At 68.0% G+C, this 15,158-nt stretch carries 12 protein-coding genes; 2 read left to right on the forward strand and 10 right to left on the reverse strand.

Features of this window, described 5'->3' with window-relative positions; all coding sequences use genetic code 11:
* Window positions 1-91 precede the first annotated feature (91 nt).
* From LLH23_10095 to LLH23_10130, 8 genes are all read right to left on the reverse strand, one after another.
* Window positions 92-895, reverse strand: coding sequence for a copper amine oxidase N-terminal domain-containing protein (locus LLH23_10095; GenBank protein ID MCE5238828.1), 804 nt, complete (start codon window positions 893-895; stop codon window positions 92-94).
* 31 nt (window positions 896-926) lie between these two features.
* Window positions 927-2,204: an adenylosuccinate synthase gene (locus tag LLH23_10100; protein MCE5238829.1), complete on the reverse strand. Its 1,278-nt coding sequence runs from the start codon at window positions 2,202-2,204 to the stop codon at window positions 927-929.
* A gap of 179 nt (window positions 2,205-2,383) precedes the next feature.
* Window positions 2,384-3,187 (reverse strand): discoidin domain-containing protein, encoded by an 804-nt coding sequence (locus tag LLH23_10105; GenBank protein MCE5238830.1) that lies wholly within the window; start codon window positions 3,185-3,187, stop codon window positions 2,384-2,386.
* A gap of 51 nt (window positions 3,188-3,238) precedes the next feature.
* The gene (gene pknB, locus LLH23_10110) at window positions 3,239-5,086 is read right to left on the reverse strand and encodes a Stk1 family PASTA domain-containing Ser/Thr kinase (GenBank protein MCE5238831.1); all 1,848 of its coding nucleotides are present in this window, start codon (window positions 5,084-5,086) and stop codon (window positions 3,239-3,241) included.
* Window positions 5,087-5,194: 108 nt separating this feature from the next.
* A complete protein-coding gene (locus LLH23_10115) occupies window positions 5,195-6,595 on the reverse strand; it encodes a hypothetical protein (protein ID MCE5238832.1) in 1,401 nt (466 codons plus the stop codon).
* Entirely contained in the window at window positions 6,588-7,742 is a 1,155-nt protein-coding gene (locus LLH23_10120; protein MCE5238833.1) for an FtsW/RodA/SpoVE family cell cycle protein, read from the reverse strand. Before LLH23_10120 ends, LLH23_10115 begins: the two co-directional genes overlap by 8 nt.
* A 129-nt stretch (window positions 7,743-7,871) precedes the next feature.
* Window positions 7,872-8,486: an FHA domain-containing protein gene (locus LLH23_10125; GenBank protein MCE5238834.1), complete on the reverse strand. Its 615-nt coding sequence runs from the start codon at window positions 8,484-8,486 to the stop codon at window positions 7,872-7,874.
* Window positions 8,487-8,513: 27 nt separating this feature from the next.
* Entirely contained in the window at window positions 8,514-9,167 is a 654-nt protein-coding gene (locus LLH23_10130; GenBank protein MCE5238835.1) for an FHA domain-containing protein, read from the reverse strand.
* Window positions 9,168-9,444: 277 nt separating this feature from the next.
* Here LLH23_10130 and LLH23_10135 point away from each other — a divergent pair, with 277 nt between their 5' ends.
* On the forward strand, window positions 9,445-10,536 hold the full coding sequence (locus LLH23_10135; protein MCE5238836.1) for a hypothetical protein: 1,092 nt from the start codon (window positions 9,445-9,447) through the stop codon (window positions 10,534-10,536).
* Here LLH23_10135 and LLH23_10140 read toward each other — a convergent pair.
* Window positions 10,529-11,800, reverse strand: coding sequence for a M20/M25/M40 family metallo-hydrolase (locus LLH23_10140; protein ID MCE5238837.1), 1,272 nt, complete (start codon window positions 11,798-11,800; stop codon window positions 10,529-10,531). The genes LLH23_10135 and LLH23_10140 overlap by 8 nt on opposite strands.
* A gap of 112 nt (window positions 11,801-11,912) precedes the next feature.
* Here LLH23_10140 and LLH23_10145 point away from each other — a divergent pair, with 112 nt between their 5' ends.
* The gene (locus LLH23_10145; GenBank protein MCE5238838.1) at window positions 11,913-13,211 is read left to right on the forward strand and encodes a hypothetical protein; all 1,299 of its coding nucleotides are present in this window, start codon (window positions 11,913-11,915) and stop codon (window positions 13,209-13,211) included.
* An 80-nt stretch (window positions 13,212-13,291) separates the two neighbouring features.
* On the opposite strand, the gene carB is transcribed toward LLH23_10145, so the two are convergent.
* On the reverse strand, window positions 13,292-15,158 hold a 1,867-nt coding region (gene carB, locus LLH23_10150), incomplete at its 5' end, for a carbamoyl-phosphate synthase large subunit (GenBank protein MCE5238839.1).

Raw genomic sequence — 15,158 nt, forward strand, 5'->3', positions numbered from 1 at the left:
GGCGACTGTCTCAGCCGGGGTAGCAGAGCGACGTTGTTAGTATATCACAGGGCACAGAGGGTGTAAAGGTGGGGCACAACGCATGCTGGCTCTACCCGTCGCGCTCACGCACCGGGTTCGCTGGTGGCAGAGACTCCTCAACGACCTTCCAGCGCCCATCTTGCAGTCGGAACCGGAGCGACGCGTCTCCCTTCCGGGTCCACTCACGGGACACCCAGCAGCCCTGTCTGCCTCGCTCGTCGAAATGGAAACTGGCTACCACATCATTGCCCTCCATGGTGAAGGACGGGCTGCCGACGCGGCACGAAACCACAGGGGTGCCCGTGTGCACCATCCGGCTCCGTTCGCTCTGCCGTCCAGAGACCCATCGCCGGAAAGCGACGACAACCTGCTCCCGCACCTTGGCCGGTACCGTCGTCCCGACCACCGAGATCCCCTGGGCGGCACTCGCGCTCGCCCCTTCCGGCTCCACGAGCTGCCAATGACCGTCCACTAGCCTGAATTCCAGCGAGCGGTCTGCGTCCGAGATCACGATGCGTCTGTTCGGGCCGTCGTACCTGACGCCGGCCCCCAAGCTCTCAGCCACGAAGCGGAGGGGAACGTAGGTGATGGTGTCATGGAGAACGGGCGGCGTGGGTTGCGCGACCGCCCGCCCGTTTACCCAGGCCTCCTTGCTGCCGACGGCCAAGCAGATGGTGTCCGTTCCACGTACGGCGCTGATCCGTCCGCCCGCGTAGGTGACGGTGGCACCAAGCCCCTCGAAGACCGCACGCATCGGGACCATCGCAGTATCGCAGACCGGGAAGGCGGCGCGACTATCGGGTATCGCCGGGATGGCCAGACAGATGCAGAACAGGACTGAGATGATGCCCACAGCCAGACGGCGTTGCGTCATCACTACCCCTCCTTGTCCGACACTGGCGGCTCTAGACAAGGATCGTCTCTTCCCGCCCCGGCCCCACCGACACCATCTTCAGCGGCACCCCGGCCAGGTCGGACATGCGCTCCACGTACGCCCGGGCGTTGGCCGGCAGGTCGTTCAGGTTCCGGCAACCGGCAATGTCGGTCTGCCAGCCCGGCAGTTCCTCCCACACCGGCTCCACTTCCGCCAGCAGGTCGAGGTTCCCCGGCATCATCGTGAGCGTCTTGCCCTGCAGCCGGTACTCGGTGCACACGCAGACCTTCTCGAAGGGGTTCAGCACGTCCAATAGCGTCACGGCCAGGTACGTGGCCCCGTTGATCCGGGCCGAGGTGCGCAGGGCCACGCCGTCGAGCCAGCCACAGCGGCGCGGGCGGCCGGTGGTGGTGCCGTACTCCTTGCCGCGCTCGCGGATGAGTTGCCCGGTCTCGTTGTCCTGCTCGGTCGGGAAGGCCCCCGCCCCCACGCGGGTCATGTAGGCCTTGTTGACGATGATGACGTCGTCAATGGCCGTCGGCCCGGCGCCGGTGCCCAGGCACGCCGCCCCGGCGACAGGGTGCGAGCTGGTCACGAACGGGTAGGTGCCGTAGTCCAGGTCCAGGTAGGTCCCCTGCGCGCCCTCGAAGACGATGTTCGCATCGCGATCCATCTGCTCGAACAGCAGCGGGCGGATGTCGGCGACGTACTTGGAGAACACCGGCACGTACTGCCAGACGTCGTCTACCACATCGTCCACCGCCAGGGGCTCGGCGCCGTAGAGCGCGGCGATGATCTTGTTCTTCTCGGCCAGCTGCCCGGCGACGCGCTGGCGTAGGATGTCCTTGTCCAGCAGGTCCCACATGCGTACCGGCTGGGGCATCCGGGCGGCCTTGTCGGTGTACGTCGGGCCGATGCCCCGCAGGGTCGTGCCGATGACGCTCTTGCCGCGTGACTCCTCCTGGAGCCGATCCAGGACGATGTGATAGGGCATGATGACATGGGCGTTGCCGCTGATGCGTAGACCCTGGCAGGAGACGCCACGGTCGCGCAGGCCCTGGTATTCCTCGGCCAGGCACTTGGGGTCAATGACCGTGCCGTCGCCCATGAGGCTCAGGACGCGATCGTGCAGAATGCCGGACGGGATCAGGTGCAGCTTGAAGGTCTCCCCGCCCACGACAACGGTGTGGCCGGCATTGCTGCCGCCCTGGTAGCGGACCACCACGTCGGCCTGCTCGGCCAACAGATCGGTGATCTTCCCCTTCCCTTCATCTCCCCATTGTGCGCCTACGACCACGGTGCACGGCATTGGCGTACCTCCTACACTGCGCTCAGGCGAGCGCGCACGACAAAAAGGGCTCAAGGGGTGCCCTTGAGCCCTTCGGTCTCACGTGTGCACGGGCCTTGCGGTTCCCGTAGAGTTCTTATAGCACAGGGGCTGGCCGAAGTCAAGGAACGATGCGGGCGCGCCCGCAGCGGCCCCGACTACTACCCTCCGCCCGGGGCCGGGGCCGTCGGGGCCGCCGGGCCGGGCGCTACCGGCGCCGGGGTCGGCCCGGGCGCAGGCGTCGCGCCCGGCTGGGTGCGCAGCTCCGGGTAGATCGGCTGGTTCAGCTTCACGCTGTCCCGGTAGCGCTTCAGGTCCTGCAGCAGGTTCTCCATCCGCACGATAAGCTGATCGAGCGTGCTTTCACCGGCGATGGCCTCGTAGCACTCCACCTCGCCGAGCTGTACCCAGCGGTCCGAGCCCCAGTTCGTCGTGATGACCAGCCGCAGGTAGCGGGCCTCGACCGGGATGAAGTCGAAGGTCTGCTTGAGGGGCTTGTTCACCAGTTGCCCGCGCTTCACCAGGGCCCACGGGCCGTCCGCAGTCGTCGCGGATACGTACACCTCGAAGTCCCGCGCCCCACGGCCGATGAGTGTGGACTCCGTCGTGGTCGGGTCAATGACCACGCGGCTGATCAGACGGGTCTGCACCGGGTCGCCCGGCAGCGCGAACACGATCCACTGCGGATTCGTGGGGCTGGGCGGCATGTTGGAGGACCAGCCGTGCGAGTTGGCCGGCCGGTAGGTGCCGGTGACATACTGGCCGTCAATCAGGTTGGTGACCTGCCACTGGGGCACCGGCTGCTTGAACTCGTCCACCATCTGGCTGGAGAAAGACACGATCTTGCCGCCGTTGGCGGCCAGCAGCAGGTCGGTGCTGCCGGCCGTGAAGCCGATATCATTCTGCGCCCAGGCAGCGGCGCACGACACCAGCAGCAGGGCAATCACGAACTGAGTGCGAGGCATGGCAGTGAACTCTCCTTGGGCTCGGTGTGCGCCCGGGCTGGCCCGAGATGCTTACGGTTGGGCGGCCAGGGGGTACTGCTCGGCGAACACGACCTTGTCGTTGTGGTACACCTCGATGGTCGCATTGCCGGTTAGGATGACATCCCACTCGCGCGAGGCGCCCGGATCGAGGCTACCGCCGCCAACCTCTACGCCCCGCCCGGTGTCGTCGCTCTTGACGATCTGGATCTTCTGCCCCCGCTGCTTGCCTGTCGCGGAGACCTTGACGGTGAACTTGCGCTCCTTGTCGGTGGCTGCGCGATAGCTGTCGTCCTGCCGGATCTCCACCACGGGGTCCTCGGCCAACTCGCCGCCGTTCTCGGGCTCGGTCGTCGTCTCGGGGGTCTTCTCCGGGCCGCGGCTGACGCTGACTTCCACCGCCGTGCCCGACTCCACCTTGGTGCCGGCCGGGATCGCCTGGCTGGTAATCTGCCCCTGAGGGATCTCGTCGTGGTAGACCTCAGTGATCTCCCCGACCTGCAGCCCGCCCTCCTGGAGACGCTCGGTCGCCTCGGCCACGGTTCGCCGGCGCACGTCCGGCACCGTGACGGTTCGTTTGCCACGTCGGATCACTAGGTTAACCTGGGTCTCGGCCTCAACGGACTCGCCGATGTCGGGCACCTGTCGCATGACGGTACCCTCCAGCGAGGCGTCGTCCTCCTCGTAGGTTACCTTCCCCACCTTCAGGCCGGCGCCCTCGATGACGGTGGTGGCGTCCGCCAGCGTCATTCCTTTGACAGACGGAACCTGCACTTTCCTCGGCGTCTGTCCCGGATAGAACGCGGCCTTGACCAGCAGGATCACACCGATCAGCGCAATGACCCCCACGACGACGGCCAGGGCCGTGGCCGCGGCCACGCTGCCCGGACTACGTTCCGGGGCCCGGCTGGGGCCATTCATGCGGGTCGCCGAGCGCACCGGCGCGGGCGCGGGAGTGACGGACTCAGCCGCCACGGGCGGGCCGACCGGTATCTGGGTCGGGCTCAGGCGCATGGTTGCCTCGTCGCCGCCGGGGGTCAGCACCCCGGTGCGGTCCAACTCCACCCCGTCGGCGATCTTCTCCAGGTCCACGAGCATCTCGTCGGCGCCGCGGTAGCGCCGGGTCAGCTCGCGAGCCGTGGCCTTGTTGATGACATACTCGGCCGAGGGCGTGACATTGGGGTTGAGCGCGCGCAGGGCCGGGGGACGCTCCCGCACGTGCCGGGCCGCGATCTCGGCGGGGCTGGCGCCTCCGAACGGCGGGCGGCCGGTGATGCACTCGAACATCACCACCCCCAGCGAGTAGATGTCCGACTGCGCCGTGGCCGGCGCGCCCTGGGCTTGCTCGGGTGAGATGTAGTACGCCGTGCCCAGCACCAGACCCGAGTCGGTCAGGCCGCCCTCGCCCACGGCCGCCGCGATGCCGAAGTCCGACAGCTTCACCCGGCCGTCGTCGGTAAACAGGATGTTGTGGGGCTTGACGTCGCGGTGTACCAGGCCCTGCTTGTGGGCATACGCCAGCGCGCGGGCGCACTGGATGCTGACCTCCAGGACCTTGCGCTGCGGCAGCGGCGCATACTCCTTGATGATGCGCTTGAGGTCCGGCTCGGGCAGGTACTCCATCACGATGTAGTACGTCTCCCCGTCCACGCCGGTGTCGTAGATGGAGACGATGTTGGGATGGTTGAGCTTGGCCGCCGCATGGGCCTCGCGGCGGAAGCGGGCCAGCACTTCGGGGTGCTCGGCCATCTCGGGGCGCAGGATCTTCACGGCCACCGGGCGCTCCAGCACCGTGTCCAGGGCCTTGTAGACCGTGGCCACGCCGCCCTCACCGATTAGCTCGTCGAGGCGATAGCGTCCGGCGATCAGAGAACCGACCATGCTTGATTCACCACCTTCGCCGTCCGTGTCGGGTGCGGCTCAGTGTCAGTGTGTGCGATGGAGACTGCGATCATGGCAGCGACACACGGCCTGTCGCCGGGGCTGGTGTCAGCGGGCACGCTCGAGCAGCAGCTCCAGCACGCGCCGCGCGATCGGCGCCGCGGAGCCCGAGCCGCTGCCACCACCCTCCACGATGACGGTAACGACCACCCGGGGGTTCTCCGCCGGGGCGAAACACGTGAACCAGGCGTGGGGCGGGCCCTGGGGGTTCTCGGCCGATCCCGTCTTGCCCGCCACGGTCGTCATGTCGAGCGCCGCCGACCGCCCGGTGCCCTTCTCCACCACGTCCACCATCATCTGCGTGACCTGCGCGGCGGTGGCGGCAGTGACGCCCTGGCCCAGGTCCTTGGCCTTCCCCCGCTCCAGTATCCGGCCCTGCGGCGTGCGGACCTCGGCGAGCAGGTAGGGCTGCAGCACATGGCCCTTGTTCGCGATGGTGGCCGTCAGGCGCGCGATCTGCAGCGGCGACAGCAGCGTCGCGCCCTGGCCGAAGGAGGCCTCGCTCAGCGCCACCTCGCCCTTGAAGCCCCGGAAATCATACAGACGCCCGCGGGAGCTGGGCAGCGCCAGGTCCGCCTCGTCCAGCAGGTGCATCTGCTTGGCGTACTGGATGAACCCGTCAATCCCGATCCGCTGTCCCAGCTTGGCGAAGGCGATGTTGCACGAGTCCCACATCGCCTTGTCCAGATCGAGCTTGCCGTGCCCGCCGCCAATGCGGCAGACGACCTTGGCCCGGGCGATACGCTCGGTGCCGCCGCAGGTGAACGTCGTCTCCGGTGTCGCCACGCCCAGGTCCAGGGCCGCGGCGGCGGTGAAGATCTTGAAGACCGAGCCTGGCGCATACAGCCCCTGGATGGCCCGGTCCAGGTGTGGCGAACCCGGGTCGAACCGGAAGAGGTTGAACTCCTCGATGTTGGACATGACCCGTACCGGGTCGAACGAAGGCGTGCTCGCCAGCGTCAGGACTGCGCCAGTGCGCGGGTCCAGCGCCACAACGGCCCCGCGCCGCCCGCCCAGCTCCTGCATCGCCAACTCCTGTGCCGCGGCGTTGACGGTCAGGATGATGTCATTGCCCGCCGGCTCGCCGCGCAGCAGGTCCTCCCAGGGGCTGGAGTACGTGCCCAGGCCGAACAACGGATCGCGCAGGCCCTTCTGCAGCCCTGTCTGGGCGTTGTAGCCAGTGAGGTGGGCGAAGTCCTGGCCCTCCGGGTAGGTAGACTTCCACCGTGCACCCTCACGCTCACGCCCCAGGATCGGCACACCGTCGGACGTGTACAGCCGGCCGGGCTCGACCCGTTGGGTCGCCTGCACCTGGCGCGGATTGTTCGGGTTGGCGTTCAGGCGGTCGGCCACGATGACCTGCCACCAGCTCAGCAGCAGGATGATCGCCGCGAACCCCACGAGGGTCAGGCGCATCAGGCCCCGGATCGGAGAGCGGAAGTCAGCCACGGTCGGCCTCCTCCCGCGAGATCGCCAGCAATAGCCCCAGCGCGATGAAGTTGATCGCCACGGACGTGCCGCCGTAGCTGACAAAGGGCATGGTGATGCCCGTCAGCGGGATCAGGCGCAGCGTGCCGCCGGCGATGATCAGCGTTTGCAGGGCGAACACGACCGCCAGACACGTCGCCAGCAACATCCCGAACTGGTGGCGCGACCGCAGGCCGATGGTGAAGCTGCGGATCGCCACCAGCACATACACCAGCAGCAGCGCCAGGGCCCCCAGCAGCCCCATCTCCTCGCCAACGACCGGGAAGATCATGTCGGTGGCGGCCTCGGGGATCAGTTCGGGATAGCCCCGGCCCAGCCCCTGGCCGCTCAGCCCGCCGGAGCCCAGCGCAAACAGCCCGTGCAGGATCTGGTAGCCCCGCCCGTCCGGGTCGGCCCACGGGTTGGTCCAGGCCTCGAAGCGGATATGGATGGTCGAGTTGGCCGGTGAGGCGTAGTACGCGGCAGCCATGCCGCCCAGGAACAGCAGGCCGGCCAGCAGCGGATAGGTCTTGCGGCCGGTGGCGACATAGCTGATGGCCACGAAAAGGCCAAAGAACAGGACTGCCGCGCCGAAGTCATGCTGCACAACGAACGTGGCCAGGAAGAACACGACCACGAGCAGCAGGGGGCCCATGTACTTAAGGGCCGGCAGCGTGAACCGCCCTGCCTGCCGCACCTGGGTCTGGATCATCTCGCCCTTGGCCGCCACGTAGCCCGCCAGGAAGATGCACATCAGGATTTTGGCGACTTCCGTGGGCTGGAAGACGAAGATGCCGGGCACCCCCAGCCACAGCCGGGCCCCGTTCTTCTCAATCCCGAAGACCATGGTGACGATCAGCAGCGCCAGCGCCCCAATGCCCGCCAGGTACTTGTGCCGCGCCAGATCGCGCTCGTCATCTACCGCGAAGTATGTTCCCAGCATCAGCGCCAGCCCCAGCATCATCCACAGCACCTGCTTGGAGCCGAGGATCGGGTCTATGCGCCACAGGGCGATGATGCCCAGCCCGCACAGCGCGGACACCAGGGGCAAGAGCAGATGGTCGCGCCGGTCGCTCCCCACCCGCAGCAGCAGGCTCGCGAGGATGAAACCGCCGCTGACGGCCGCCATCCGCAGGGCTCGCAGCGGCGATTGGTGCAGGGCGGCGCACACGAGCGCCAGCCCCAGCGTCGAGATGATGGCGCTGAGGATGAGCAGAGTCAGTTCCAGACGGCGAGTGGCGGAAATCGTGGGCTCCCCTTAGCGGGCGCTGCGATACTCGAAACTGACGGTCCCGATGGCGATCTGGTCGCCGTTCCTGAGCACGATGTCCTCGGTGACGGGGCGGCCGTTGTGGAAGGTGCCGTTGGTGCTGTTGCGGTCGCGGAGGATCCGCTGGCCCTGCTGCAAGAAGATCATGGCGTGGTGCTGCGAGCAGAAGCGGTCGCTCACCACCAGCCCATTGTCCGGCGCGCGCCCGATGGTGACAGCCGCGGTCAGGCTCAGCACCTGCTCGGCCTGCAGGCCCGACTGGCCCGGGTCGCGGACCACGAGGCTGGCCAGAGCCGGCGCGACGGCCGGGGCCCGCGCCGGGGTGCTGATGGGCGCCGCTGGAGCTGGTGTCGCGGCCACAGGCGCCGCAGGGGGCGCCGCGACGGGAGTCATCACCGGGGCGCTGGAGGCGACAGGGGCAGGCACTGCGCCGGCCCGCGCTGCCACCGTCGCCGGGGCTCTTGTCCCGGCCGCGACCGGCGCGGCTCGCTCCGCCCGCATCTCCACCACCAGGGACCGGAAGGCCCAGTAGACGAAGTAGTACACCAGCCCCAGGAAGAGGTACCTGCCCAGCAGCATGATGATCCCGAAGTAGGCGTCCAAGGCGGGGTCTCCCAGGATGCGTAGCGATCAGCGGTCGTGGAACCGCAGTTGGACGAAGCCGACTTCCACCAGGTCGCCTTCACGCAGGGGGGCGGCCTGCACCTGTTCGGCATTCACAAAGGTGCCGTTGGCGCTCCCCAGGTCGCGCAGCATGTACTGCACGCGCTCCCAGACGATCTCGCAGTGTCGGCGTGACACGGCCCCCTCGCCGATGACGATATCGCAGTCATTGGCGCGGCCGATGACATTGCTCTCTCCCAGCGGGACCTGCCGCCCGACGTGGGGCACGCCTGCCTCAGCCGCCACATAGGCCGGCGGGCGCTCGCCAAACCCCGCCCGCACGCGCATCTCCCCCGCCGGAACGTCCTCCGCCACACCGACCGTGAGAGCCAGGTACGGCCCCAGCGTGACGCGGGCCTCGGCGGCATACTCCTGCAGGTCGCCAGCCAGCTCGGCCTCGAGCGCCGGCCCGACCGCCTCGATCTCCCGCACGTCTGCCAGGTTCAACTCCACCACGTAGCAGTTGGCGGCGAGAGCCCCGTCGGCAGTGCTGACGATCGAGCTTTCGAGCGCCTCGCGCAGGGGGGCCTTCAGTTCGGCAGGCTGGAGCTTCTGCGGGAACAGGCGACTGAAGGGCCTCTCGATGGCGGCTTGCAGGGCCTGTTCGACTTTGCGCAGCACGGGCAGGTTCTCCTCGGGCCGACCGGAACGAAAGCGACGCACACAGGGGGCTGCGGGCTGCAGGAAGTATAGCAGAATGCCCGCAGGGGGGCAACGGGCGGCCAGAAGGGCGGTGCGCGTAGGTGGGTTCGTCCTCGAACCCACACGTGCGGGTTCGAGGACGAACCCGTCCACCAACACGCCCCGCCCCAAGCCGTGGCTTGAGGCGTATCCCCGCGTCGCCTATAATGGGACCCGGCGGTCCCGCCCGCATCCGCGTCAGAAGAGGCCTTCACCCATGCGCCGACCTCGTTGCGTCCTGCCGGCCCTCCTCGCCCTGTGCTTCGCCAGCGCCTGCTCGCTGTCGCTGGGAGAGGAGCTGACCCGCCACGGGTCCTGGGCCGCCGCCCAGGCAGCCTCGCGCGCCTCCGGCAAGTTCATCTTCGTCTACATCTACGAGCACAACCAAGAAGGCTGTCTCGCGATGGAGAACACCTTCAGCGACGCAGTCGTCGTGCGCGCGCTGCAGGGCTACGAGATGCTGGCGCTCAACGGCGACACCCGCCAGAACCGGGACTTCTGTGAGCACTACCGCGTCGGCACGCGCTACGATGAGGGCAGGGCGGGGACCGAAGACGGGCGGATGGCTTTCGCCGCCATCCCCGCGTTCCTGTTCCTGGACTACAACGGCCGTGAGTACTACCGCACGTACGGCTCCTACGCGCCGGACACGTTCCTGCTGCTACTGGGGCAGGTCGCCCGTGTGATCGAGATGCAGTGCGCGCTGGCGCAGCGCCCCCAGGACGCCCGCGTACACGCGGACCTGGGGCGGCTGTACCTGGAGATGGGCCGCGCGCCTCTGGGGAAGCCCCTCCTGGAAGCGGCGATCAGGCTGGACCCCGATAACAACACCGGGGCGCGCGCCGACGCCGAACTCGACCTGACCATCCTGTCCATCCCCGCCGACCCGGTGATGGCCCTCCGCAACCTCGTCGCCTACCAGTTCAACCACCCGGAGACCAAGCGTCTCTTCGAGATCCACTTCTACATGGCGGTCGCGCAGTTGGCGGCAGGGCGCGAGGACCAGGCCGAGAAGATCCTGCTGGACTTCGCCGCCATCCCGCCGTTCCTGAACGACGACCACGGCCTGCAGGGCGTTCAGTACGGCTACCTGGCGGAGAAGGACGGGCGCCAGGTGTGCTTCTGCGATGTGGACAGCATTGACCAGGCGCGCCAGAAGGTCCGCGACGCCAAGGAAGACCCGGACAAGTGCCGTTTCACCCGCAAGGCCATCAACCCCGACTACCGGAACCCCTGGACGGAGAAGGCCGACCTGCTGCTCCAGCAACTCCGCGCGGAGCAGCAGAAGCGGAAGCCTGCCCCTAAGTAGCCGCCAGCGTCTGCAGCAGGAACGTCGCCACCACCTGCGTACAGGCTACCAGGTTCTCCACTGTCACGTACTCATGTGACGAGTGGGCCGTCCCCCCTACCCCGGGCCCATACAGCACCGTCGGCATGCCGAAGAGCGCCGCCGGATGGGCCGCATCGCTCCAGGCCGTCATGACGTCATAGGTCGGCTCCTGCCCCGTCGCCTCGCGGAAAGCGCGGTCAAAGCCCTGGACCCACGGGTCGTCGGGGGCCTGGCTGTAGGGGATCAGGTCCTTGACCCACTCCAGGCGCGAGGGGTGCGCGGCCAGCCACTCATCGGCGGCTTCGGCCGCGCGAATGATCTGCTCGAACTCCGCCCGGATGGCCGGTCCGCCATAGGCGCCGCCAGCCTGCCGGCTCGCCTCGGCCTCCTCGTAGGCATACACCGCGTTCAGCGACAGGTAGGCCGCGCCCGGCACCACGGCGGGGTGGACCCCGGCGCGCAGGATGCCCAGGTTCACGCGGCTCTCCGCCCGCGCCGCTTCCCGCCGGCGCTTGAACTCATCCACGCCCTGCTTGACGATCAGGGCCTTCTCGATGGCGGAGACCCCGGTGCCGGCGGCGGCGTGGCCCTCCTGGCCCTCCACGAACAGATCGGCCGTCAGGCATCCCCCGCAGCCCATGGTGAGTGTGTTGCTGTTGCCGTCGAGGAAGACGGCCACGTCGCCCGTGTAGCCGGCGTCCAGACAGGTCAGGGTCCCGGCGCCGCTCCCGTTGCACTCTTCGTCCACGACGCTCTGGAAGATGATGCGGCCGCGCAGGTCGCGTCCCGAGGCCAGCAGGGCGCGGATCGCGCTGACACCGACGGTGATCCCGCCCTTGCAGTCGGACGTGCCGCGGCCATGGATGCAGCCGTCGCGCAGCTCGGCCGACAGCGCGTCAGGCATGTTGTCTATGCCGACGGTGTCCATGTGGCCGTTGAGCACGACGGTGGGCCCGGGCGCGCCGGAATCCCAGCAGGCGACCAGGTTGGGGCGCCCGCTAAAGTCACGGTTGCGGGGGCCGAGGAGTCCGGTGCGCTCGTAGATGTCGGCGGGGCAATCGAGGGCGACGACCCGGGCGCCCATGTCCTGCAGGAGCGGCCGGAGGAGGTCCTGCCCGGCCCGCTCGCCGCCCGGCTGCTGATCGCCGCTGTAGGGGTTGGTGGTGTTGATCCGCACCAGGCTCTGGCAGAGCGCGACGATCTCCGGAGCCAGGTCCTGGATGCTTCGAACCAGGTCAGTCATGAGCAGTCCTCCATGCAAGTCCACCCGTCGGGGGCTGTTTGACAGCCGCCCGGCCTCACGCTATGCTGAAACAGGTTTCAACCGCGCGGCCAGGGAATACTGTACCAAAGCGATGGCAGACTTCACCACCGGCCGCCTGTTGGCCTCCCGTTATGCTGCCTGGGCCCTGCTGAACCTCCTGGTGGGGGGACCGGCGCTGGCGCTCCTGTCGGCCTATGACGCGGCTTCAGACGGTACACTGAATCTGCAGTACCCGATCTTCAGCACGCACTGCTGGCTGGCGCTGATGGGCTGGTGCGTGCCTTCCGTCTTTGCCCTCGTCTTCTGGCTGTTCCCGATCCTGAAGGAAGCCCCGCTGGGTCGCAGTCGCATTCCCTCGCTCTGTCTGCTGTTCCTGGTGCTGGCCACCCTGGGCTTGCCGGCGTACTTGTTCCTGTCCCACAGCGGGCTCTCGTCGCTGTTCATCCTCCCCGTGGTATGGGGGCTGTACCTGGTGGCGGGGATACTCTACGCCCTCGTGGTGTGGCAGCTGACCGCGCGCACGTTGCGCCCGACCGCAACCGATCTGGGGATCCAGGCAGGGGCGGTCTGGCTGCTGCTGGTGCTCGGCGCACGCGTCGTCGCGGCCCTGGGCGCGATGGCCAGCGGGCGGCATGAGTTCCTCGCCTCATCCGATGCCGCCATTCGCCTGGCGATGCTCTTCGGCTTCGTCGGGAATACGGGCCTGGCTCTGGCGGCGGCAGTCGCGCCGTCCTTCCTGAAGACCCCGAACCCGCGGGCCATGGTGCTGAGCAGCTTTCGCGTCTACAACGCCGTGGTGGCGATCTGGTGCGGGGGGGCCGCCTGGGTGCTGCCTTACCCGTTTAGCTGGGGGCGGCTGCTGCTCACACTGGCCGGGTTCGGGTTTGCGTATGGGGTGCTGCGGCTGCTCACGGACCTGCGCCTGCCCGAGTTGCTGTTGCTGCCGGCCAGCACACTGCGCCGCACGTTCACCCGCACTGCGCTGGCCACCGGCGCGATCATGATGATGCTCGCCGCACTGGTCATCGCCCTGATCGGTGTCTGGAGCGCCGCGACCCTGGCGCAGGCACCGTCGGAACTGGTGAGCCTCCCCATGCACCTGATGACCGTGGGGTTCTTCGCCAACCTCGTTCTCGCCCTCTATGTTCCGACCTGCGGGCCGCGCTCGATGGTTCACGTCAAGGGGGTCATGGCCTGGGGAGCCTACATCCTGCTGACCGCCTGGCTCATCGCCAAGCTCGCAGTCGCGATCCTGGGCATGATCAGCAAGACACCGATGTGGCCGGAGCGCTACCTGGTGGGGTGGACGGTGGGCGCGGGGATGGTGCTTCTGTCGCTCTGGCTGCTGTCGGCGCTCTGGGGCAGCGGGCGCAAGCGCCCGCCTGACTAAGGCACAGCCTGCGTGGGCGGGCGTGTCCTCACGCCCGCAAGGCCCTGCGCGCGTGGGGACACGCGCGCCCACGCGACTTCCTAGGTGCCGCCATGTCCGGGCATGGCCCGGTGGTACTCCTGCAGTGACTTCACGTTCAGACCGCCGCTCCGCACCGCCTCCAGCCCCAACACCGCCACCATCGCCCCCGCCATGGTCGTGATGACCGGCACGTGGTACAGAACTGCCTCGCTCCGGATGGCGATCTGGTCCTCGCGCGGGGCCTGACCCGCGGTCGGCGTGTTGATGATGAGCTGGATGCGACCGTCGCGAATCAGGTCAATGGCGTTGCGGCCGTGGGCCTCACCCACGCGCTGGATGACCTCGGCCTCCACCCCGCTCTTGCGCAGCACGCGGGCGGTGCCGGCGGTGGCCACCAGGTGGTAGCCCAGCTCGCTCAGCCGCCGGGCGATGAAGATGAGGTCGCGCTTGTCGCGGTTGCGGACGCTCAGGAAGACGGTGCCGCGGTCGGGCAGGTCGTGCCCGGCGGCGATATACGCCTTGGCGAACGAGGCGCCGAACTCGGGATCAATCCCCATCACTTCGCCGGTGGACTTCATCTCCGGCCCCAGCAGCGTATCCACACCGCTGAACTTGCTGAAGGGGAAGACTGGGCACTTCACCGACATGTGTTCGGGCTCGATCTCCTCGGTAAAGCCCAACTGTTCGAGGGTCTGCCCGGCCATCACTCGCGCCGCCATCTTGGCCAGCGGCACGCCGATGGCCTTGCTCACGTAGGGCACGGTCCGCGAAGCCCGCGGGTTGACCTCCAGCACGTAGAGGTCCTCGTTCTTGAGGGCGTACTGGACGTTGAGCAGGCCCTTGACCTGCAGCTCCATCGCCAGGGCGCGGGTGTGCCGCTTGATCTCCTCTAGCTCGCTCTCGGCCAGACTGAAGGCCGGGAGCACGCAGGCCGAGTCGCCGCTGTGGATGCCCGCCTCCTCAATGTGCTCCATGATGCCGCCGACGACGCAGCGCTCCCCGTCGGCGATGGCGTCCACGTCAATCTCGATGGCATCCTCGAGGAACTTGTCGATCAGCACCGGCTTCTCGGGTGAGGCCTCCACCGCCGTCTCCATGTACTTCACCAGGGCCTCGTCGTTGTACACGATCTGCATGGCCCGGCCGCCCAGCACGTACGACGGGCGCACCAGCACGGGGTAGCCGATGTGGCGAGCGGCGTCCAGGGCGCCCTCGACCGAGGTGGCCGTATCGTTCTGGGGCTGGCGCAGGCCGAGGCGCTGCAGCAGGTGCTGGAAGCGCTTGCGGTCCTCGGCCAGGTCAATGCTCTCGGGGCTGGTCCCCAGGATCCTGACCCCGGCGTCGGCCAGGCCCTTGGCCAGGTTCAGCGGCGTCTGCCCGCCGAACTGGACGATGATCCCGTAGGGCTTCTCCTTGTCGCAGATGTTCAGCACATCCTCGAGCGTCAGCGGCTCGAAGTACAGCTTGTCGGAGGTGTCATAGTCGGTCGAGACGGTCTCGGGGTTGCTGTTGACCATGATCGTCTCGAAGCCGTCCTCCTTGAGCGCGAAGGCGGCATGGACGCAGCAGTAGTCGAACTCAATCCCCTGACCGATGCGGTTGGGGCCGCTGCCCAGGATGATGATGTTCGGCTTCTCGGAGGCGCGGAACTCGTCCTCTTCCTCATAGGTAAGGTAGAAGTACGGCGTGTAGGCCTCGAACTCGGCCGCGCAGGTGTCCACCAGCTTCACAACCGGGGTGATGCCAAGCTCCTTGCGGTACCTGCGCACCTCGTCGGCCTCGGCGCCCAGCAGCTTGCCGATCTGCATGTCCGAGAACCCGGCGCGCTTGAGGTGGCGCAGATAGTCGGCGCCCACCTGTGCCAGGGCTGTGGCAGAGCCGGTGGGGAGCGGTGTGGGAGCGGTCACCGACCGCGACCCCTCTGGC

It is taken from the genome of bacterium (assembly GCA_021372615.1).
In the GTDB taxonomy this organism is placed as follows: Bacteria; Armatimonadota; Zipacnadia; order Zipacnadales; family UBA11051; genus JAJFUB01.